Origin of the sequence: Rhodococcus sp. DK176, from assembly GCF_038447315.2 — a bacterium.
In the GTDB taxonomy this organism is placed as follows: Bacteria; Actinomycetota; Actinomycetes; order Mycobacteriales; family Mycobacteriaceae; genus Rhodococcus_F; species Rhodococcus_F jostii_A.
Genome location: NZ_CP118321.2, coordinates 7,653,021 through 7,673,124, shown reverse-complemented (window position 1 = coordinate 7,673,124; position 20,104 = coordinate 7,653,021). Strand labels below are relative to the sequence as shown.

The following is a 20,104-nucleotide window of genomic DNA, read 5'->3' as shown; positions in this document are numbered from 1 at the left end:
ACCCACTGGCAATTTACCTGGATGTCCAACTATAGTACTTCCAACTTCCCCGATCTGAAAGGGTCGATTCATATGTTCACCTTGACTGATGACGAGCGGGCGATCAGCGACACTGCCCGCGACTTCGCGGCCGAGCATCTCGCGCCTCACGCCGTGGAATGGGATCAGGCCAAGCATTTCCCCGTGGATGTCCTGCGTAAGGCGGCGTCGTTGGGGATGGGTGGGATCTACATCCGCGAGGATGTGGGGGGATCCGAGCTCACTCGTGTCGACGCGGCCCGGATCTTCGAGCAGCTCGCGAAGGGGTGCCCGTCGATCGCCGCCTACATCTCGATCCACAACATGGTGACGTGGATGATCGACCGGTTCGGCACCGACGAGCAGCGCCGCGCGTGGGTGCCGGGGCTGTGTTCGATGGATCAGCTCGGCAGTTACTGCCTGACCGAGCCGGGTGCCGGTTCGGATGCGGCGGCGCTGAGCACCCGGGCGGTCCGCGACGGCGACGACTACGTCCTCAACGGGGTCAAGCAGTTCATCTCCGGTGCCGGCACCTCGGAGGTGTATGTGGTGATGGCCCGCACCGGGGAGGGCGGGCCCCGCGGGATTTCGGCGTTCATCGTCCCGAAGGGTTCGCCGGGTCTGTCCTTCGGGCCGAACGAGGTGAAGATGGGCTGGAACGCCCAGCCCACCCGTCAGGTGATCTTCGAGGACGTGCGGGTGCCGGCGGGCAACCTGCTCGGTTCCGAGGGCGGCGGGTTCCGGATCGCGATGGCGGGCCTGAACGGGGGCCGGCTCAACATCGCGGCGTGTTCGGTGGGCGGCGCGCAGACCGCGCTGGAGCGGGCCGTCGCCTACCTGGCGGACCGGAAGGCGTTCGGTGCGCCGTTGCTCGACTCGCAGGCCCTGCAGTTCCAGCTCGCCGACATGCGCACCGAACTGGAGGCGGCCCGCACCCTGCTGTGGCGGGCGGCGGCCGCGCTCGAGGACGGCGCTCCCGACGTCGTCGAGCTGTGTGCGATGGCGAAGCGCTTCGCCACCGACACCGGTTTCGAGGTGGCCAACCGGGCGCTGCAGCTGCACGGGGGTTACGGCTATCTTGCGGAGTACGGAATCGAGAAGATCGTCCGCGACCTGCGGGTCCACCAGATCCTCGAGGGCAGCAACGAGATCATGCGGGTGGTCATCGCCCGCAGCGTCATCGGAAACAGAGGAGCGGTATGACCGACGCGGTACCCACGGAACCGGAAGTTCTGATCACCACGAGCGGCGGGCTGGGCCGGATCGTGCTCAATCGGCCCCGGGCGATCAACGCCCTCAATCATGCGATGGTGCGGCAGATCGCGACGGCGTTGGCCGAGTGGTCCGGCGACGACGCGGTGCGGGCGGTGGTGATCACCGGTGCCGGTGAGCGTGGCCTGTGCGCCGGCGGCGACATCGTCTCGATCTACCACGACGCGAAGGACGGGGGCACCGGTTCGCGGGAGTTCTGGCGCGAGGAGTACCTCCTCAACGCGGCCATCGCGAACTACGGCAAGCCGTATGTGGCGATCATGGACGGCATCGTGATGGGCGGCGGCGTCGGGGTGTCGGCGCACGGCAGCGTGCGGATCGTCACCGAGCGGTCGATGATCGGCATGCCCGAGACCGGGATCGGTTTCGTCCCCGATGTCGGGGGCACCTACCTGCTCGCCCGCACCCCGGGTGAGCTGGGCACCCACATCGCCCTGACCACCGCCCGGCTCGGTGCCGGCGACGCGATCGCCTGCGGGTTCGCCGACCACTTCATCCCGTCCGGGAAGATCGAGCGGTTCCTCGACGCACTGTCGACCACGCCGGTTCAGGAGGCGCTCGCACAGTTCACCGAACCGGCTCCCGCCTCGGAACTGCTGGCGCAGCGGGGTTGGATCGACGCCGCGTACTCGGCGAACAGTGTCGCCGACATCGTCGCGCGGCTGCAGGCCAGCGGGGTCCCCGAGGCTCGGAAGGCGGCCGAGCAGGTGCGCGCGAAGTCGCCGACCGCGTGCGCGGTCACCCTGACATCGCTGCGCCGCGCCCGGCGGGCCGGCAGCCTCGAGGAAGTCCTCAACGACGAATTCCGGGTGTCCGTCGCCTGCCTGAGCTCACCCGACCTCGTCGAGGGCATCCGCGCGCAGGTCGTGGACAAGGACCGCAACCCGCAATGGTCGCCCGCCACCATCGAGGAGGTCGACGAAGCGCAGGTCGACGCGTTCTTCGCCCCACTCGGCGACCTCGAACTCGGGCTCACCCCACCCACCACAACCGGAGAAGACCAGTGACCGACTACGACACCATCCTCCTCGACCGCAAAGGTCGGGTCGGAATCATCACCCTCAACCGCCCGAAAGCGCTCAACGCGTTGAACACCCAGCTTCTACGCGAACTCGTCACCGCCGTCGAAGAACTCGACACCGACAGCGACATCGGGGCCATCCTCGTCACCGGCTCCGACCGCGCCTTCGCCGCCGGCGCCGACATCAAAGAAATGCAAACCAAGTCGTACATGGACGTCTACCTGGACGACTTCTTCTCCATCGGCGACCGCATCGCCGCCGCACGCAAACCCATCATCGCCGCAGTCGCGGGATACGCCCTCGGCGGCGGCTGCGAGCTGGCAATGATGTGCGACGTCCTTCTCGCCGCGGACACCGCCAAGTTCGGTCAGCCCGAGATCAAGCTCGGCGTCATCCCCGGCATCGGCGGCTCACAACGCCTCACCCGCGCCGTCGGTAAGGCGAAGGCGATGGAGCTGTGCCTGACCGGCCGCACGATGGACGCCGAGGAGGCCGAACGCGCCGGACTCGTGTCCCGGATCGTCCCCGCCGCCGACCTGTTCGACGAAGCACTGCAGACGGCAACCACTGTCGCCGAGATGTCACTGCCCGTCGCGATGATGGCGAAGGAAGCAGTCAACCGGGCATTCGAAACCACCCTCACCGAAGGGATCCGCTTCGAACGGCGGGTCTTCCACTCCACCTTCGCCACCGAGGACCAGAAGGAAGGCATGGCCGCGTTCGTGGAGAAGCGCACGCCTGCGTTCACACACCGCTAGGCGCCACAGTGGATAATCGCCCCGCACCGGACTCCGGTGCGGGGCGACCCATTCGTCACGAGCTCCGAGTCGGAGGACCACAATTGCCCCGCCTCGTGCCGCCCCTGCCGACAGACCTCGTGCTCGCGATCTCTGCACAGTTGCGAGGGGGTCCGCTTGCCCCTGCGCCGGTTTCGGTTGGCGCTGAGCTGGAGGCGGATCCGGACGAACGGGACGACGCGTGGTGACCACGCAACTGCCGACAGCTACCGTGACTCCCGACGGACAAATCCACAGTTTCAGCAGATGCACCTGAGTGACGACAGACTGGTTCGCCAACCAAGGTGATACCGGTAGCCGTGAAACGGCGCATATCCCAGGCTCCGGCCATCACTATCGGACGTTCTGCGGCGCAGCGGTTTCCGTGTGGGAGGCGGACTCGCGGCGGACGCCGCCGTAGGTTGCGGTTCGGATGCTGAACAGGGTCAGCAACCCGATGAGGCACGATCCGGCGAGAAAGTATGCCGGCGACAAGGCGCTGCCGGTCCGGTCGATCAGCCAGGTGGCGATATATGCGGCCGTTCCGCCGGTCGCGATCGTCGCCAGGTTGAAGCCCAGGGCGACGCCGGTGAGCCTGACGCGAGAGTTGAACAGCGATGGGAACAGTGGTGCGGTGGCGACCTGGATGAGCGGGGTGCCGAGCGCGAAGAGGAAGAATGCCACGCCCGCGACGACGAGCCCGTGGCCGCCCATCAGCGACATGGCCGGGTAAGCAAGGATGCCGGATCCGATCAGTCCGGCTGCCGCGACCGGGACGCTGCCGAATCTGTCGACGAGTAGACCGGCGATCGGCATCAGCAGCGCGATGAGGACGATGATGAGCGCGGTCGTCCAGGTGACCGCGGTCCGATCGAAGCCGCCCTGGCGGACCAGGTGGATGCCGATGTAGGTGAGCACCATGTAGCCCGTGGCATTCTGTGCCACGCCGAGCCCGAATACCTGCAGAACCTGCTTGGGGTGTGTGCGGATGAGTTCGGTGAACGGTGACTTCGCCAGGTCGTCCTTTGCCGCGGCGTTCTCGAACTGTGCGGTGTCCTCGATGCGGGTCCGGGTCCACAGGCAGAACAGCAGCAGCGGGACGCCGAGCAGGAACGGGATTCGCCAGCCCCAGCTGGTCATCTGTGGTTCGGTGGTGAGCGCTGAGACGGTCCCGACCGCAATTGCGGCGAGCGCGAAACCACCGTTGCTGCCGAGTGCGACGAACGAGGCGCCCAGACCCTTGCGTTTTTCCCCGACGGTCTCGTAGACGTAGGTCAATGCTCCGCCGAGTTCTCCGCCGGCGGAGAAACCCTGCACCAGTCGTGCGAGGACGAGCAGGATCGGCGCGACGATGCCCGCTGACGCGTACGTCGGCAGGCATGCCATGAGGAGGCTGCCGACCCCCATCAGCAGCACGGACACCAGCAGAGCGCGCTTGCGTCCGTGCCGGTCCCCGAGGCGGCCGAAGAAGATGCCGCCGATGGGGCGCATGAGGTAGGCCGACGCGAAGACGGCGAGACTGGCGAGCAGTGCGGCGGTGGGGTCGTTGCCGGGGAAGAACAGTGGGCTGACGACCACGGCCAGGTATGCGTAGACGGTGAGGTCGTAGTACTCGACGATGGTGCCGACAGCCGCGGCGAGAACGCCGCGGCGTCTGGTTTGCTCGAGGGTGCGCGATGTGGAATTCGTGTGGGTCGCCACGAACATCTCATTTCTGTGCGAAAGCGTGGACCGAAGGTGCGCCTACCGCAGGTGGGAGTGGGTCACCTCGTGCGAGCGCTTCCACACCATAACCGCGCATCCGCTAAATCTGTACATGTTTCCGAATATTAATGGAAGCAGTCCGCTAGAGCTGCCAGTGCACGGGCTCGGAGATGATGTGCGCAAGGCGCTTACGGTAGTACTTCGCGGTGTCGTGGACGAAGGCCTCCATCGCCTCCCCTGCGGCGGACGCATTTCGGGAGCGCATGGCATTGAGCACCAGTTGCTGCGCTTCGACGGCGGCGGTGCGGGTGATCTCAGGGTGCCGCGAGGGTTCCGCGTCCCGCACCAGGAGCAGCAGCGTTTCCATGAGGATGCGCAGCACCGGGTTTCCGGATGCGGTGTAGATGGTGGTGTGGAACAGCGCGTTCTTCTCGATGAAGTTGGCGTAGTCGTCGGGCCGCGTCCGCATGCTGTCGAGCGCTGCCTGCAATTCGTCCAGCTGGCCGTCCGTAATTCGAGGCGTGGCCTGTTGCGCGACCACCGGTTCCAGGGTCAGCCGGGTGTCGATGACGTCGCTGAGATTTGCACCCTCGAGCTGCAGGAACAGTTTCATGGTGTTGCCCAGTGATTCGAATTGAGGCCGGCACGCGACGGGGCCGCCGCCGACACCGGCCCGAATGGTGACCAGGCCTCGGCTCTCGAGCAGCCGGAGGGCTTCGCGCACAGTCGTGCGCGCCACGCCGTACTCGGCGACCATCTCCTTCTCGGTCGGCAGCCGGTCACCGGCCACGATGCCGCCCCCGAGGATCTCGTCCGCTATCTGGTTCGCGATGCGTTCGGACATTTTCGGGGCTCTGCCCGGTGCGCGATGGGCGTCGTCCGGCGTCAGTGCGTTCCCGGTGCGCTCGTCGACAGTTCGATGTGTAGCCGCCATGCGTACAAACCCTACCCAGCTCCGAGAGAGAATCGACAAACTCTGTACATATTTAGGGTAAGTGGCTAGCGTGACACCCGTCAACACGTGGCACCAGTCAACATCCGAACGTGATGCTCTCCCGGAGGTAAAGATGTGGCCGACGCGCCCACCGACGCCCGACCTTGGCCATTCCTACCGCGAGTCAGGGCACTGGCGTGATCAACCGATCGGGCACTACTTGACGCGCGCCGCCTCGCAGTTCCCCGATGCAGTGGCCGTGATCGACGGCGACACACGGTTGACCTTCGCCGACGTCGACCGCAACGCCACCACGCTCGCTGCTGCGCTGCATTCGGCCGGAATCGGCGCCGACGACGTGGTCTCGTTCCAGCTCGCCAATCGGGCCGAAGCGGTCATCGTCTACCAAGCGATCATGAAGCTAGGCGCCGTCGCCAACCCCATAGTCCCGATCTACCGAGGGCGCGAGCTGCGGTTCATCCTCGGGCAGGCGCGGGCGTCGGCCGTCTTCATTCCCGCGACCTACCGAGGATTCGATTACGCCGCGATGTATGACAAGCTGCTCGACGACTTGCCGCACCTGAAGAAGGTCGTCATCCTCGGCGACCGTGGCGAGCGCGGCACCGACGAGCGGATGACCACCTGGACGGAGCTGCTCGGCAGCGCCCCGGCAGAGGCCGCGAAGGTGGTTGCCGCACTGCCCCAGCCGGATCCAGATCAGGTCTGCCTGCTGTTGTACACCTCCGGGACGACCGCGGATCCGAAGGGCGCACTGCACAGCCACAACACGCTCGTATTCGAGAACCTCTCGATGATCGAGTTGTTCGGACTCAACGAGAACGACGTCATCTTCAACCCGTCGCCGGTCACGCACGTGACCGGGGTGAACTGTGCCTTGACACTGCCGTTCCTGCTCGGAGCGCCCGTCGTGCTGCACGATCAGTGGGATCCAGTCGCCGCGCTCGACAAGATATCCTGCCACGAAGCCAGCTTCATGATCTTCTCCACACCGTTCCTGCAAGGATTGCTCGACGCCGCCGTCGCGGCGGGTCGCCCCACTCCGTCGATCCGGTACATCGTGTGCGGCGGCGCTGACATGCCGGACGAACTGACCCGCCGGGCCACCGATCGGCTCGGCACCGTCGTCCGCATGTACGGCGCCACGGAGGGACCGTCAGTCACAGCCGGCAATCGCTGGGACACAACGCAATTACGCACCCGAACCGACGGTCGAGTCCTGGCGCCCACCGAGGTGATCATCGTCGACCCCGCCGGGCGCCCTGTCGCGCCCGGCGGGGTCGGCGAAGTACTGTGGCGGGGCCCCGACACCTTCCTCGGATACCTCGACTCGTCGCTCAACGCCGCGGCGTTCACCGACGACGGCTTCTTCCGGTCCGGTGACCTCGCGCGGTTCGACGACACCGGCGCAATCCACATCGAGGGCCGAATCAAGGACATCATCAACCGCTCCGGCGAGAAGATCAGCACTCACCAGGTGGAAAACCTGCTCAGTGAGCACCCCGCTGTCAGCGAGGTCGCCGTAGTCGCGGGGCCAGATGCGACGACCGGTGAACGGGGCTGCGCCTTCGTCGTCACCCACGACGCGCAGGACCTCACCCTCGAAGACGTCCACGAGTTCCTGACCGGACGCGAGGTCGCCAAACAGAAGATCCCCGAGAGCATCTTCGTGGTGGACGTACTACCCAAGACCGCGAGCGGCAAGATCCAGAAGTTCGCGCTCCGCGACTGGACCCGTAACCGCACCCACGTCCTGCCGCAGATGGTCGGCGTCAGCCTTCATGCGGCGCATGAGAAGTGAGGACGACATGACCGAGCACATTCGCATCTCCCAACCCGAACCAGGGATCGCCCTGGTCGAACTTGCCCGCGGCAAGGTCAATGCACTCGACCACCGAATGTACGGCGAACTCGCCGAGGCCTTCGACCGGCTGTCGGACGATCCGACAGTCAACGTCGCCGTGCTCACAGGACGCGGTCACGTGTTCTGCGCGGGCAACGACCTCAACGACTTCCGCACCATGGACACGACGAGCGGTGAACTGCAGATGCGCAATGTCCGCCGCGCGATGTTCAACCTCATCGACTGCTCGATCCCCGTCATTGCCGCTGTCAACGGGCCGGCACTCGGCAGCGGATTCGGCCTGACCGCATCGTGCGACCTGGTGGTGGCCTCGGAGAAGGCGACGTTCGGGTTGCCGGAAATGAACGTCGGGGTCCTCGGCGGCGGCCGTTTCACCGCCCGCATGCTGCCGCAGCAGGCAATGCGCCGGCTGTTTTTCACCGCAGAAGCCGTCGACGCACACACCCTCGAGCGGTGGGGCGCGCCGATCGAGGTAGTACCCCACGACGCACTCATGAACACCGCATTCACCCGCGCACGGTCCATTGCCTCGAAGAGCCGCTACGCACTGACCCTGGCGAAGCAATCGTTGAACGGCTGCGAGGGTATGGATCTCAAGCGCGGCTACGAGCTCGAACAGACCTTCACCGTCCGGTTGTCCGAGCATCCGGACTCCAAGACTGCGGTCGAGGCACACATGGCCGCACTGACGAACGGCAAGAACCCATGAGTACGGCAACGAGTGAACTGGCAACACCGGAGGACCTCGACGCGTTCGGCGAGCGGGCCACCGCGTGGCTGTCCCAGCGGCTGGACCGGCATCTGCCGGCCTCCGGAACCGACCTGTCCGGAGGCGATGCGGAGCCGTCCTACGCTATCTTCCACAACCGCACAGAGGCCGAAGAGCGCGAACTGCTCGTCCGAGGCAAGGCCTGGCAATCCGCACGCGTCGACGCCGGGTTCGGCGCCATCACCTGGGGCCCCGAATGGGGCGGACCGGGCCTGACCGCGTCCCACGAACGGATCTACGTCGAGCTCGAACGTCAGTTCCGCACCCCGGAGCGGCACGAAACCATCCTGGTGACCGTGGAGCTGATCGCACCGACCATCCACCTGCTCGGCACCGAGGAACACAAACAACGGTTCGTGCAACCGTTCCTGCGTGCCGACGAACTGTGCTGCCAGCTGTTCTCCGAACCCGGTGCCGGCTCCGACCTGGCCGCGCTCGCGACCCGCGCAGTTCGCACCGACACCGGCTGGAAGATCACCGGTCAGAAGGTGTGGAGTTCGGGCGCACAGTTCTCCGAGTGGGGACTACTCATCGCGCGCACCGACCCTGCCGCACCCAAGCACCACGGAATGACGGCGTTCCTCGTGCCGATGGACGCCCCAGGCGTCGAAACCCGGCCCATCCGCCAGATGTCCGGCGGTTCCACGTTCAACGAGGTGTTCCTCACCGACGTCGAATTGTCTGACTCGCTGCGTCTCGGCGAGGTCGGCGACGGGTGGAATGTCGCATTGACCACCCTCGGTTTCGAACGCAGCTCCAGCGGCGGAATCGTCTCCGCCGGCGGCAGCGCAGCCGACCTGATCCAGCTTGCCAAGCAACTCGGCATCACCGACGACCCGCAGGTGCGTCAGACACTCGCCAAAGTCGTCGTCTACGAACGCGCCACCGCTATGTTCAACGCCCGCTATGCCGAACGTGAACTCGCCGGACATGTTCCCGGAGTCGAGGGCTCGATCGCCAAGCTCGTGTGGACGCAAAATCTCAAGCGCATCGGGGATGCCGCGGCCCGATTCCTCGGACCCCGCATCCTCGCCGACACCGGCACTCCGAACACCTACGCCTGGACCGAGCATCTCCTGGGCGCCCCGGGCTACCGCATCGCCGGCGGCTCCGACGAGATCCAGCGAAACATCATCGGCGAACGCGGCCTCGGGCTGCCCAGAGAACCGCGCTAGGAGCAGACATGGCCCTCGAATTGACCCACGAACAAGAACAACTTCGGGACAGCGTCCGCGCCCTCCTCACGAAGACCGATGCGAAACACGGGCTGTGGGAAGGCCTCACCGGCCTGGGCCTGACGGAGATCCCCTTCCCCGAACGCTTCGGCGGAGCCGGTTACACCCTCACGGACACCTCCGTCGTGATGCACGAACTCGGCCGCACCATCTCCAACGCCGCCTACTTCTCGTCCGTGTGCCTCGCCGGACTCACCCTCTCGGAATGCGCCTCGGACGCGGGCCGCGCCACACATCTACCCGCCATCGCAACAGGCAAATGCACCGCTACCCTGGTCGCCGGATACCCGTACTCGGACACCCCGATTACCGCCACCCCGTCCGGTGACAGCCGGCTGATTCTTCGGGGCACACAAGAATTCGTGGTCAATGGCGACAGCGCACATCTCCTCGTCGTTGTCGCACGCGGAGAGAAGGGCCTCGAGCTAGCCGTCATCGACGGCGCCGCACCCGGCGTCGTGCGTACCCCGCTCGAGTCCCTGGACACCACCCGCCCACTGACCCGGATCGAGTTTGCCGAAGCCCATGCGCAGGGGGTCGGCGACGCGAACCTGGGGGCGACACTGCCCCGCGCGCAGGCGTCAGCCCTCGTGGCGCTGGCCTCCGAACAGGTGGGCGCCGCCGAGGCGTGCCTGGAAATGTCGGTCGAGTACGCCAAGACCCGGGAACAGTTCGGCCGACCGATAGGCTCGTTCCAATCGATCAAGCACCGACTCACCGACATGCTGGTGGCACTCGAACTGGCGCACGCCGCAGTACTGGACGCGGCCAACGCCGACGAAAGGCCAACAGACGAACTAGCCACTGCAGCGAGCATTGCGCACGTGCTGGCGTCCGAGGCCTTCACCTACGCCGCCGAAGAATCCATCCAAATCCACGGCGGCATCGGATTCACCTGGGAACACCCTCTACACAGGTACTTTCGGCGGGCTAAGAGCGACGCACTGTTATTCGGCAGCGCAGAGACGCACCACGAAGTCATAGCAGCTTCGGTGATATAGGTGTTCGGGGAGTTGGTTGCGTGCCACCGCAATCGTCGGCCGGAATGATTGCAGCCGACTTACAGGCAGGCGAGAACGTCGTCTGCACCCTTGCCTGCATTGCAACCTCGAGTTCGGATTGACCGTGAACCGACTCCACGGCCGAAACCCGGGTGCGAGCACGGGGCCGCAAGACCGACCGTCGACGAGAAGTCGCAAGTGGATCGGGGCCACAGCATTGCGCGGCCCCCTCCCCGATGCGTAGACCTCTACCGTGCGGTTCACGTCACTGGTCAGATACCGCGCCCGGTACCTGCCCCGGCGGGCGCAGTCCGCCCCGGCGGTACTCCCGGCCAAGCGACGCACTCGATCGGCACAACTGAGATCAGCGCCCAGTGTATGACGTTTGGCTGACAGGGCGGGGCGGGTCGGATACAGCTGAGAGGGCATCGACAGTGACGTGGGTGGCCCACCCCGCGACGCAGACCCGCCGACACCACACGACCGGTGACCGATGCATGCAGCGAAGGAGCAAACGTTCGTGCTCGAGAGCGAAGTCCACCCCCTCCGCATCCCGTCCCCGCCCGCCGATCCGCAGCCGCTCCGACAAGCGACGCGTCCGGACCGGTCACCGACCGTGGCCACTGGTCGGTGCGGGGGTGGTGTGCGGCGATCCTTGGCCGACGCCGATCCGGATCGAGAATCCGATGGTGAGGACCCGAGCACGTCCTCGCCCCTACCCGACGATCCGATCATCTGGACCGACCCCAGTCCGCTCGCCGACTGGTGGGACCGAGTACTCGGCCGGCCCTCGACCACCTGAGGACCCACGGACCTGCTCGCATGTGTGGAAGTCGTGCGGTCCAACGTCGTCGTGTCGGCGGAAAGTACAGTCATCGCGGGTGCGGTGTGTTCTGCTGAGCCACACAGAAGCCGGGGAGGTGCGGTGTCCGAGCTGGGGTCGGTGGACTGGCGCCGATGAGCCCAACCGAGGCAGCGGAATTGTTCGGCAAACGCCCTGTTCACCGGCTGCACGGGTATCCGTGGTGGCGGCTCGAGAAGCACGTCGATCTCGGATATCACGTGCGGCACACCGCCGTTCCCGGCGACGGCACCATGACCGAACTGCTGTCCCTGGTCTCGCAGATGCACTCGATGCCGCTCGATCCGCAGCACCCGATGTCGGAGACCCGGACCTCCGGGACTCCCCCGCGCCGTGGAGCCCGTCGGTGGCGGCCCCCACTCGGCATTCCTCCCTCGACCCACGCGGGGTGCTGCGGTCTGGCCTGGGCATCACGAGGGAGATGCTGGCAGCCGTCCCCACCCTGGTCCGTGCCGGCTACCACGGCCTGACCGAGGAGCGACTGACATTGCCGTTGCAGTCCCCGCCGACGATCTTCAACGCCCCGACCGGCCGGGCCCGCAAGGTCGCCGCCCGATCCTGGCCCCTGAAACAACTGCGCCGGCTCTCCGCCTGTACCGGTGCCCCGTTGGATGTGGTGGTGTTGACCCTGTGCGCGGGCGCGCTCCGCGCATATCTGCTCGAGCAGTACGCCCTCCCCGAGGTGCCGTTGACCGCGATGCTCCCGTCCCGCTCCTCGGCGAGGGCCCCACCATCAGGCCGGGCGGCAACCGAGGGATCGGGGCAATGGTGGTATCCCTGGCCACCGACGAGGACGACCCCCTCGCCCGCCTGGCGCTGATCGCCGACTCCGTAGCCCATACCAGCGGAATTGTCGCCGCGCTGAGCCGTACCCAATTTCAACTGGTCAGTGCCCTGACGTTGAGTCCGATCATGCTCGACCCGGTCCGCCAGGTCCTCGACGACATCCCGCCACCGTTCAACGTGATGATCTCCTACACCCCGGGGCCGACCCGCCCGCGGTACTGGAACGGCGCCCATCTCGACGCTGTCTACCCCATACCGACCCTTGCGCGCGGCCAGGCCTCGAGCATCACCCTCACCAGCCGATCCGGACAGCTGCACGTCGCGGTCGTCGGTGACCGGACCGCGGTCCCTCATCTGCATCGGATCATCGGCCACCTCGATACCACCCTGACCGACCTCGACACCGCGGCCCGCGCAACCCCTCGGTGACACTGGTGACGGCGCGCCGACACGCATTCGTTTGAGCATCCGGCCACCGCCCATTGCCTCCGGCGGATAGGGAGAGCAGTGTGAAACACAGAGAAATGACCGGCGACGCCGGGTCGGCGCCGCCCTGAGGAGAAGGGTGCCGATCGTGTTCGCACGCTCAACCACAATTCAAGCGCATCCGTCGTACATCGACGCCGGGATCAAGCACGTACGCGACACCGTGATGCCCGCGCTGGCGGACGTCGAGGGCTGCCTGGGAATGTCCTTGCTCATCGATCGCAGCTCGGGCCGGTGCATCGCGACCAGTTCGTGGCGGGACGAGGAATCGCTACGCGCCAGCGAGGGGCCGGTACTGAAGCTGCGTGACGTCGCAGCCGAGGTCTTCCACGGCACCACCGAGGTGTCGCGGTGGGATATCGCTGTCATGCATCGTGACCATCATTCGGATCGCGGGGCCTGTTGCCGCGTCACGTGGGTCAAGACCGAGCCTGCCCACATGGACCGCGCCGTCGACGTGTGGAAGATGGCCGCACTGCCCAAGATGGAGGAACTCGACGGCTTCTGCAGCGCCAGTCTGATGCTCGACCACGCCGCGGGTCGCGGGGTGTCGTCGCTGACATTCGACAGCTCCGAGGCAATGGAACGCAACAGAGAACGCATCGACCGCATCCGGGACGAAGGAGTTCGCGAGGCGAACGCCGAGGTACTCGATACTTGCGAGTTCGAGCTCGCCATCGCGCACCTGCACGTCCCCGAGATGGCGTGAACTGTCGAACTGTCCAGAAGGAATCCCACACTGCAACCAGGAGCTCTCACCCGAAGCTCGTCAGTGCGACAACCGAACTGATGCCGACGGGACCGCTGCCGAGCAGCGGGTGAAGCTGACGGGATCACGGCCACTCAGCACGTCCCCCACCCCGTCGGCACCTTCGTCGCGGTGACCCACATTCGCGTCATCCCGGCGCTCGACCCGACTCAGGGCGCGAACGTCGCTGATCGCGAATGCCTGCGCATCTAGCTCGTCCAACGCAGGGACCATCACCGGTCTCGGGTCGCTCAGCCAGTCGCCGTCAAACGTGTAGTGACCGAACTGATCGGGCTTGGCCGGGTTCCGAACCGTCACATCCAACGTCTCGACCGGCGCCACATCCACACAGCCTGTGGCACCCAGCACCACAGCCAGCACCATCAACAACCCCCATGACGAACGCAACCCTGAGGGTGCCGACTTCACCGCGTGAGAATATCCGACGTCGTCTGTCGGGTCAGTGCAGCGACCTCGCAGTCGATGCTGACCGGCAGAGACTTCATCGCACCTGCCGCCCGGCTCGCCCCACGGAGCTCCGCCACGGAGGCTTGTGGACGAGCCGTCGAATCCCCGTCAGAGTTCTCGCCGTCGATCCCCGCCCCGGCGGACCGGGGCGGGGATCGACGGGCACCTCGTGGGTGCCGGCGAAAACCCGGCGTCCGTCATCGTGCGCGAAGACCCCCGGTCTGCCGGCATCCACCGCGACATCAAAGTCTCCCGCCGCACCCGAAGTGCCACGCACACCACGCTCGGGCTTGCCCTGGGCCGGAACTCCAACCACTCCCGCGCGGGAGTCGTCAAGTCAGGTGCCGCCGGGATACCTCGGACCCCTTGCCGGCACCGCTGGCGCCGGACAACCGACCACCGCACGGCCCCGAAGGCCATGATTCCCACGGGCCATAATCTTCACCGCAGGATGACCCCGGAATCCATCAGGGCAATGTTGCAACTCACGCCACCGACATCGCCGCTTGAGCAACATGGAAGGCTCGCTCGAGCTCAGCCGAGATCCGGCCGCGCGAGGACACCTCGTGACCCGCCCCGATCGCCCACTCACGAATCTCCCTGGACGACTTCTTCGCCGGAGCCTTACTCACGGCCGTCCTCTTGACCGGCACCTTCGCCGCGACCACCTTCTTCACGACCTTTTTCTCCGCAGCCGCCTTTGTCGCGACTGGCTTCTTCACCACTGTCTTCGCCGCGACTGGCGTCGGCACGGCTGTCTTCTTCCCGGCCGTCTTCCTCCCGGCTGTCTTCGTCGCGGCCGTCTTCGTCACCGGAGCCGTGCTCGCCGCCGGCCGCTTCACCGGAGCCGTCGCCGCGGCCGTGTTTTTCACGGCTGTCTTCTTCGTGGCCGTCTTCTTCACCGGCGCCGTTCTTGCTTGAACCTTCTTCGCCTGAGCGTCATGGAAGGCTTGCTCGAGCTCAGCCGGAATCCGGCCGCGCGACGACACTTCGCGGCCCTCCCCGATCGCCCACTCACGAATCTCCCTGGACGACTTCTTCGCCGGAGCCCTACTCACCACTGCCCTCGTCACCGGCACCTTCGCCGCGACCACCTTCTTCACGACCTTTTTCTCCGCAGTCGCCTTCGTCGCGACTGTCTTCTTCGCAGCCGTTTTCTTCGCGACTGTCTTCTTCGCAGCCGTTTTCTTCGCGGCTGTCTTCTTCCCGGCCGTCTTCGTCGCGGCCGTCTTCTTTATGGGCGCCGCTGTTGTCTGAGCCTTCTTCGCCTGAGCGTCATGGAAGGCTTGCTCGAGCTCAGCCGGAATCCGGCCGCGCGAGGACACTTCGCGACCCTCCCCGATCGCCCACTCACGAATCTCCCTGGACGACTTCTTCGCCGGAGCCTTACTCACGGCCGTCCTCTTGACCGGCGCCGTTTTTGCCTTAGCCTTCTTTGCCTGAACCTTCTTCGCCTGAGCGTCATGGAAGGCTCGCTCCACCTCGGCCGAGATCCGGCCGCGCAGGGAGACCTCGCGGCCCTCCCCGATCGCCCACTCACGAATCTCCTTGCTTGTCTTTTTCGCCGAACCTTCAGAACCCCTCGGTGATACCGCCATGTGTCTCCTTCTTCGCCCGGGCAACCGTCGAACGCACACAGTAACGGCAGGCGGCTTCTCACGGTAATCAGGAAGTTCATCCGAACTGACATTTCACCGTCTTCAGCCCATCTCTGATCTGGGCAGGCCGACGCGATCCTCCTGAAGTTCCCAACTCACGCCGCACCGAGATTCAGGCAGAACGAGCGCGACTCACCTTGGCAGTCAGTAACCTTGGTGAGCCGCAGCGATGATAGGTAAGGTTGGGATTGCGCAGCGCGGCCTTGGACCGAGACGATCTCGAATGAGGCTTTATGGCCGGCGGTTGCCCATTGGACCGAGTCGCTCTGATCCGGGTCAGCAATGTCGAGCCGTATTTGTCAGGGAGGTTACCGGGCCTGGTTGAGTGCTCGTGTCCCCGCAACTGAACGATGGAGATGCGGCGTACTCCGACGAAACACGCCGGCATCCCTCTATCGACATCAACCCGACACGTAACGTCCGGACACCGATTCGCATCCAAAGGTATACAGAAAACTCCGTTCTCGTGACATCACGCGGGACACCGCGCCGCTCCCACCGACCCAGCATCGAGGAGTACGGACGGAAGGACATCCATGACTGGGAAAGGAAGTGCCGACAACCGTGAACGGGCGGGAACGATCGCGATAGGGCCGGCCATCGCGACTACCGCCCTCCTTACTGCCTGGAGTCTGACCTATTGACTGCTCGGGTCGGCCCCACGGTGAAGACACGGACCCACCACGCCCGGACTCAGCTCGTCAAGCTCCTTGCGCCCGTTTCCTGACCGGCGGCACACCACGAGGGCATCTCGCTGACGGGATCACCGCGTCGTCGAGTTTCGAGTCCGGCACGAGCCGGGGCGTGCGCCACTGCCCCAGCATGGTCAACCACCTGCCCACGGGATAAGTCAGGCAGACGACGAAGTAATTTGACGTACTCCACGACGCCGAAGACCCATACCGCCAGCGCGGCTATCGCCACGCCGAGGTGATCGGGCCACCACACGAGCACTCCGAGGAGCCCGACCACAAGCAGGCCGGAATCGACGAGCAGGAATACACGATAGGCGGCGGCGAGGGCGACCGGCATAGATGCTCGCTCAACCCAACTACGTGCGGACAGCCAATAGCTGCCCGCCTGCACGACGATCACGAGCAGTGGGAACAGCGCGGACACAGGGCCACGGAATCCTGCCTGATCTCCACTCGGGATATCACGAGGCTGACGGAAACGGCGGCGAAGACCGCCGCAGCGGCCACCTCCCCCGTGCCGAGGCTCAAATATCTACACCGCAACGTCTCTCGCCGCTCCTCGACCCCCCTGCCACCCTATCGAGAGCGCTACCAGCGCGGTAAGGCGACGATCGCCCGGGTCGTCGTGATCAACGTTCGGCGTCCGGGTCGGGCGGTCGAGGTACGGCGTTGCATCGGTCTACCTCCTGTGGGGACCCCCTGCACATTCTTTGACTGCGTATTCCTGGCGCGTTGGCCGTGCCGCACGAACGGGATCGGGCATTGCCAACCGATGACCGTCTGCTGAGGATCGCTCTATGCTGGCATGGTGTTCTTTCTATTCGGTTACGGCACCAAGCGGCAACACCTTGGCCCGGGGCAGACCCGAACGTGCCCGCACTGCCACAACACCACACAGTGGGCACGGATGCGGGAATTCAAGCAGTTCGCATTGTTCTTCGTTCCGGTCGCACGCTGGAAGCGCCGGCAGTTGGAGGAATGTGGCATCTGCGGCACCGCCGTCGAAGTCTGACACCTTCATTCCGGCGACGCGGCCGCTGAGGGAGCGTGCGTTAGTGTCGTTGCCCGGCCAAAATTTTCCATTGTGCAGCCCTGCTGTGCAATTGCGTGGGAATATACCCTCGTCCACCTCGACGATGCCCTCATCGGTCAGCTCACGCACTTCCACAACGAGCTCGGCGCTCGCTTTTCCTTTGTCGGACACAGTACAAGCACTCCGTCGGCAACTCCGACTTCTACCCCGAGATCCGGCCACGGGGAGGACACTACGCGACCCTCCCCCATCGCCCGCTCACGAATCTCATTGGACGCCTTCCTCGCCGAACCTTCAGACCCTCTCGGGAAACCGCCATGTTATCTCCTTCGAGGCGGCCGCCAGATCGGTCTGTGTCATCGACCTATGAGCCAGCGGGAGCATCCGTTCGACCGCCCGCAGGATCCGTGGCCGGCGCACACGACGGGCGCGCCGGTCCTCCGACCAGTTGTGCCCCAGTATCCGCAAGTGCGGCGTTGCATTCTTGGTGACGAGCAGAAACCGGTTGCACGTCCGCCCGCGACGGAGGTACTCGACGAGGCTCCCCAGCGACCTCAACAGACCGTGTTGTCGGCCTGTAGCGGTGTCAGGAGCCGTTGATCACCAGGTCCAGCAGCCAGACCAGCCACGGTATGCCACCCTCAATTGGCAACTCCCACATCGTTCCCTCCCCAGTGTGTCGGTGCGGTACGACCGCCATTTTGCCCGAGACGGAGTCGGTGCACCGGCGAACCGACCGACGACGCCACCATTGCCTCCGCGCCCCAAAGGCGTGAGGCCCGTCGACTACAACAACCGGTCCCGGTCGATCGAGATCAGTGAACTGGGATTGAGCATATTCACCACCCTGCCCGCACGCGACCCGACATGCACGAACACCATTCGCGCACGGTACGCTGCTGCAGCAGATGCGGCAGCGGAGTCACAGGTCGCCGGGCCTGCGATCGATAATCACGTGTGGAGACGCATCCGCTGCCGGTATCTCCCACTCGACCTCAGTCCCCGGCCCCAGGTCGCGAATGGCCGCGTGACCGCCGAGCCGCTCGGCGCGACTCCGAATGTTCGTCAGTCCGTGTCCTTGCGCAGCTCCCGCCGCGATTCCGGTGCCGTTGTCGCTCACGGTCATGACGAGGCCGTCGTCGTCGGCGGTGACCCGGACACTGCATACGCTCGCCTGTGCGTGGCGGGCCACGTTGCTCAGGGCCTCTCGCAGGGCCGCCTGCAGTTCCGGTCCGGCCTCGCCGCCGGAATATCGGTCGACCGGTCCTTCCACACAGACATCAGGGGTGAAACCGAGCGCTGCGGCGCTGTTTTCGACGATCTCGCTCACCGCGGCACTCAGGCTGCCCGCGTCCCCGGACCCCGCGGTCGCGGTGGACTGGGTGAGATCGAATATGACGGCACGTAATCCACGCACGATGCTGTCCGTCTCGTCGATCAGCGGGTCGAGTTCGGCCGACAAACGTGGTTGCCGGAAACCCAGGGAGGTCAGCGCGAGGCCCAGACCGAACACACGTTGGAGGGTCACATCGTGGAGATCGGCCGCCATCCGGCTCTGTTCGTCATCACGTGCGCTGGCCCGCTCCGCCGCCATGAGTTGTTCATTCTTGGCCAACAGGCTGGTCCGCATCGTGTCGACCGCGCCGGCGATGATCGCAACCTCCCGGGGCCCGTCGGTGTCGATCTCGCGCCCGTAGTCGCCGCCGGCCACGCGCCGATGTCGGCAAGAAGATGATCGATGGGCTGTGTCAGCAGCCGCCGCGTCAGATACACCGCGATCACGACCATGACCACGGCGAGAACGCACGCGAGAACGGTTGCGATGTTCGCCAGCGCCTGCGCCGAGTGGACTCGTTCGACCTGCTCGGTGACCAGGATGTCGGTGCGGGCACTCAATGCCGCGAGCCGTGCGCGCAGGTCGTCGAACAACTCCTTGCCCGTCGCGGTCGTCGACTGGATCCGATCCGGTTCGCTCGCGTTGTCGCGGCGCGCGGAGATCTCCGGCTCCGCCGCCCGTATCCGCCACATCTCGGCCGCCTCGACGGTACTCTGCAACGCTGCCTGGGCGGCCGTATCCTCGGCGAGCAGCGTGTCCAGGCGAGTGTGCAGTGTGGCCGCGTCACGCCGGCCCGCGTCGTAGGGTTCGAGGAATTGCGGATCACCGGTCAGGGCGTAGCCGCGTTGGCCGGTTTCCTGGTTCAGATACTCCGTGGTCAGCTCGGCCACCGCCCGCTGCGCGGGCAGCAGCTGCTCGGACAGGTCGTCGATGGCTGCCCGGACCGCCAACCTCCCGTATACGGAGAAGGCCGTGGACACCGCGAACAGTGCCACCAGGATGCCGATCGCCAGCCACAGCAGCGTCCGCAACGCCACCCGCGTGGTATTCGCGCTCGAATCCGTCATCGCGTGCCTCTCGCACTCGCAGAATCAGCCGAGCGCGGCGCCGGTATCCGCCGGCGCTCATCGTTTCCACCCCCGAGCTCACCCTAGGCACACAGCCCGTCGGCAGGGCGGGAACCGGCACCCGGGTCCAGCAGCGCTCCCTCGAGTCGATCCGCACCCGGTCACCGCAATCCCGGCATCGATTTCTGGGAACCGGCCAGATACTCCCGATCAACAACACCTAAAGGATCAGTGCTCGCGGCACGACACCCCGTCAGCGCTATGGGCGACCTCACCGACTAGCCGGGGCACGATAGTCCTAGAAGTCGATGCTCACTCCGGAGGGCACGAATAGTGTTCACCGGCCGGCGGC

Annotated in this window: 19 protein-coding genes and 1 pseudogene; 13 read left to right on the top strand and 7 right to left on the bottom strand. The window is 65.7% G+C overall.

Annotated elements, in window-relative coordinates:
- Positions 1-72 precede the first annotated feature (72 nt).
- The 3 genes from PSR88_RS35810 to PSR88_RS35800 are packed head-to-tail and all read left to right on the top strand — an operon-like array spanning position 73 to position 3,070.
- Positions 73-1,221, top strand: coding sequence for an isobutyryl-CoA dehydrogenase (locus tag PSR88_RS35810; protein ID WP_016880287.1), 1,149 nt, complete (start codon positions 73-75; stop codon positions 1,219-1,221).
- The gene (locus tag PSR88_RS35805; RefSeq protein ID WP_342338868.1) at positions 1,218-2,297 is read left to right on the top strand and encodes an enoyl-CoA hydratase/isomerase family protein; all 1,080 of its coding nucleotides are present in this window, start codon (positions 1,218-1,220) and stop codon (positions 2,295-2,297) included. The genes PSR88_RS35810 and PSR88_RS35805 overlap by 4 nt, the downstream gene beginning before the upstream one ends.
- A complete protein-coding gene (locus PSR88_RS35800; protein WP_016880262.1) occupies positions 2,294-3,070 on the top strand; it encodes an enoyl-CoA hydratase in 777 nt (258 codons plus the stop codon). Before PSR88_RS35805 ends, PSR88_RS35800 begins: the two co-directional genes overlap by 4 nt.
- 372 nt (positions 3,071-3,442) lie before the next feature.
- On the opposite strand, the gene PSR88_RS35795 is transcribed toward PSR88_RS35800, so the two are convergent.
- Entirely contained in the window at positions 3,443-4,795 is a 1,353-nt protein-coding gene (locus tag PSR88_RS35795) for an MFS transporter (RefSeq protein ID WP_016880261.1), read from the bottom strand.
- A 139-nt stretch (positions 4,796-4,934) separates the two neighbouring features.
- A complete protein-coding gene (locus PSR88_RS35790) occupies positions 4,935-5,726 on the bottom strand; it encodes a FadR/GntR family transcriptional regulator (protein ID WP_009480292.1) in 792 nt (263 codons plus the stop codon).
- Positions 5,727-5,946: 220 nt separating this feature from the next.
- On the opposite strand from PSR88_RS35790, the gene PSR88_RS35785 reads away from it, so the two are divergent.
- From PSR88_RS35785 to PSR88_RS35745, 9 genes and pseudogenes are all read left to right on the top strand, one after another.
- Entirely contained in the window at positions 5,947-7,545 is a 1,599-nt protein-coding gene (locus PSR88_RS35785) for an AMP-binding protein (RefSeq protein ID WP_016880259.1), read from the top strand.
- Positions 7,546-7,552: 7 nt separating this feature from the next.
- Positions 7,553-8,317, top strand: coding sequence for an enoyl-CoA hydratase-related protein (locus PSR88_RS35780; protein ID WP_011598797.1), 765 nt, complete (start codon positions 7,553-7,555; stop codon positions 8,315-8,317).
- Positions 8,314-9,552, top strand: a complete 1,239-nt coding sequence (locus PSR88_RS35775; RefSeq protein WP_011598796.1) for an acyl-CoA dehydrogenase family protein — start codon at positions 8,314-8,316, stop codon at positions 9,550-9,552. The genes PSR88_RS35780 and PSR88_RS35775 overlap by 4 nt, the downstream gene beginning before the upstream one ends.
- Before the next feature lie 8 nt (positions 9,553-9,560).
- Entirely contained in the window at positions 9,561-10,613 is a 1,053-nt protein-coding gene (locus PSR88_RS35770) for an acyl-CoA dehydrogenase family protein (protein WP_011598795.1), read from the top strand.
- Positions 10,614-11,106: 493 nt separating this feature from the next.
- Positions 11,107-11,415, top strand: a complete 309-nt coding sequence (locus PSR88_RS35765; protein WP_011598794.1) for a hypothetical protein — start codon at positions 11,107-11,109, stop codon at positions 11,413-11,415.
- Between the two features lie 155 nt (positions 11,416-11,570).
- Positions 11,571-11,717, top strand: a pseudogene (locus tag PSR88_RS35760) (wax ester/triacylglycerol synthase domain-containing protein); the annotation flags it as partial.
- A gap of 104 nt (positions 11,718-11,821) precedes the next feature.
- On the top strand, positions 11,822-12,295 hold the full coding sequence (locus PSR88_RS35755) for a wax ester/triacylglycerol synthase domain-containing protein (protein WP_272942770.1): 474 nt from the start codon (positions 11,822-11,824) through the stop codon (positions 12,293-12,295).
- Positions 12,241-12,690 carry a WS/DGAT domain-containing protein gene (locus tag PSR88_RS35750; RefSeq protein WP_029537690.1) on the top strand — a complete coding sequence of 150 codons (450 nt, stop codon included), beginning with the start codon at positions 12,241-12,243 and terminating at the stop codon, positions 12,688-12,690. Before PSR88_RS35755 ends, PSR88_RS35750 begins: the two co-directional genes overlap by 55 nt.
- Positions 12,691-12,826: 136 nt before the next feature.
- Positions 12,827-13,456: an antibiotic biosynthesis monooxygenase gene (locus PSR88_RS35745; protein ID WP_009480283.1), complete on the top strand. Its 630-nt coding sequence runs from the start codon at positions 12,827-12,829 to the stop codon at positions 13,454-13,456.
- A gap of 60 nt (positions 13,457-13,516) precedes the next feature.
- Here PSR88_RS35745 and PSR88_RS35740 read toward each other — a convergent pair whose 3' ends face one another.
- From PSR88_RS35740 to PSR88_RS35730, 3 genes are all read right to left on the bottom strand, one after another.
- Entirely contained in the window at positions 13,517-13,924 is a 408-nt protein-coding gene (locus PSR88_RS35740) for a hypothetical protein (protein ID WP_157180058.1), read from the bottom strand.
- 524 nt (positions 13,925-14,448) lie between these two features.
- Positions 14,449-15,561, bottom strand: coding sequence for a histone-like nucleoid-structuring protein Lsr2 (locus PSR88_RS35735; protein WP_016880257.1), 1,113 nt, complete (start codon positions 15,559-15,561; stop codon positions 14,449-14,451).
- Between the two features lie 753 nt (positions 15,562-16,314).
- Positions 16,315-16,740: a hypothetical protein gene (locus PSR88_RS35730; protein ID WP_011598791.1), complete on the bottom strand. Its 426-nt coding sequence runs from the start codon at positions 16,738-16,740 to the stop codon at positions 16,315-16,317.
- A 381-nt stretch (positions 16,741-17,121) separates the two neighbouring features.
- On the opposite strand from PSR88_RS35730, the gene PSR88_RS35725 reads away from it, so the two are divergent.
- Positions 17,122-17,328, top strand: a complete 207-nt coding sequence (locus PSR88_RS35725) for a zinc-ribbon domain-containing protein (RefSeq protein ID WP_016880256.1) — start codon at positions 17,122-17,124, stop codon at positions 17,326-17,328.
- 943 nt (positions 17,329-18,271) lie between these two features.
- Here PSR88_RS35725 and PSR88_RS35720 read toward each other — a convergent pair.
- Both PSR88_RS35720 and PSR88_RS35715 read right to left on the bottom strand, forming a co-directional pair.
- Positions 18,272-18,877, bottom strand: coding sequence for a sensor histidine kinase (locus PSR88_RS35720; RefSeq protein ID WP_237726990.1), 606 nt, complete (start codon positions 18,875-18,877; stop codon positions 18,272-18,274).
- The gene (locus PSR88_RS35715) at positions 18,874-19,752 is read right to left on the bottom strand and encodes a CHASE3 domain-containing protein (RefSeq protein ID WP_237723792.1); all 879 of its coding nucleotides are present in this window, start codon (positions 19,750-19,752) and stop codon (positions 18,874-18,876) included. Before PSR88_RS35715 ends, PSR88_RS35720 begins: the two co-directional genes overlap by 4 nt.
- Between the last annotated feature and the right edge of the window lie 352 nt (positions 19,753-20,104).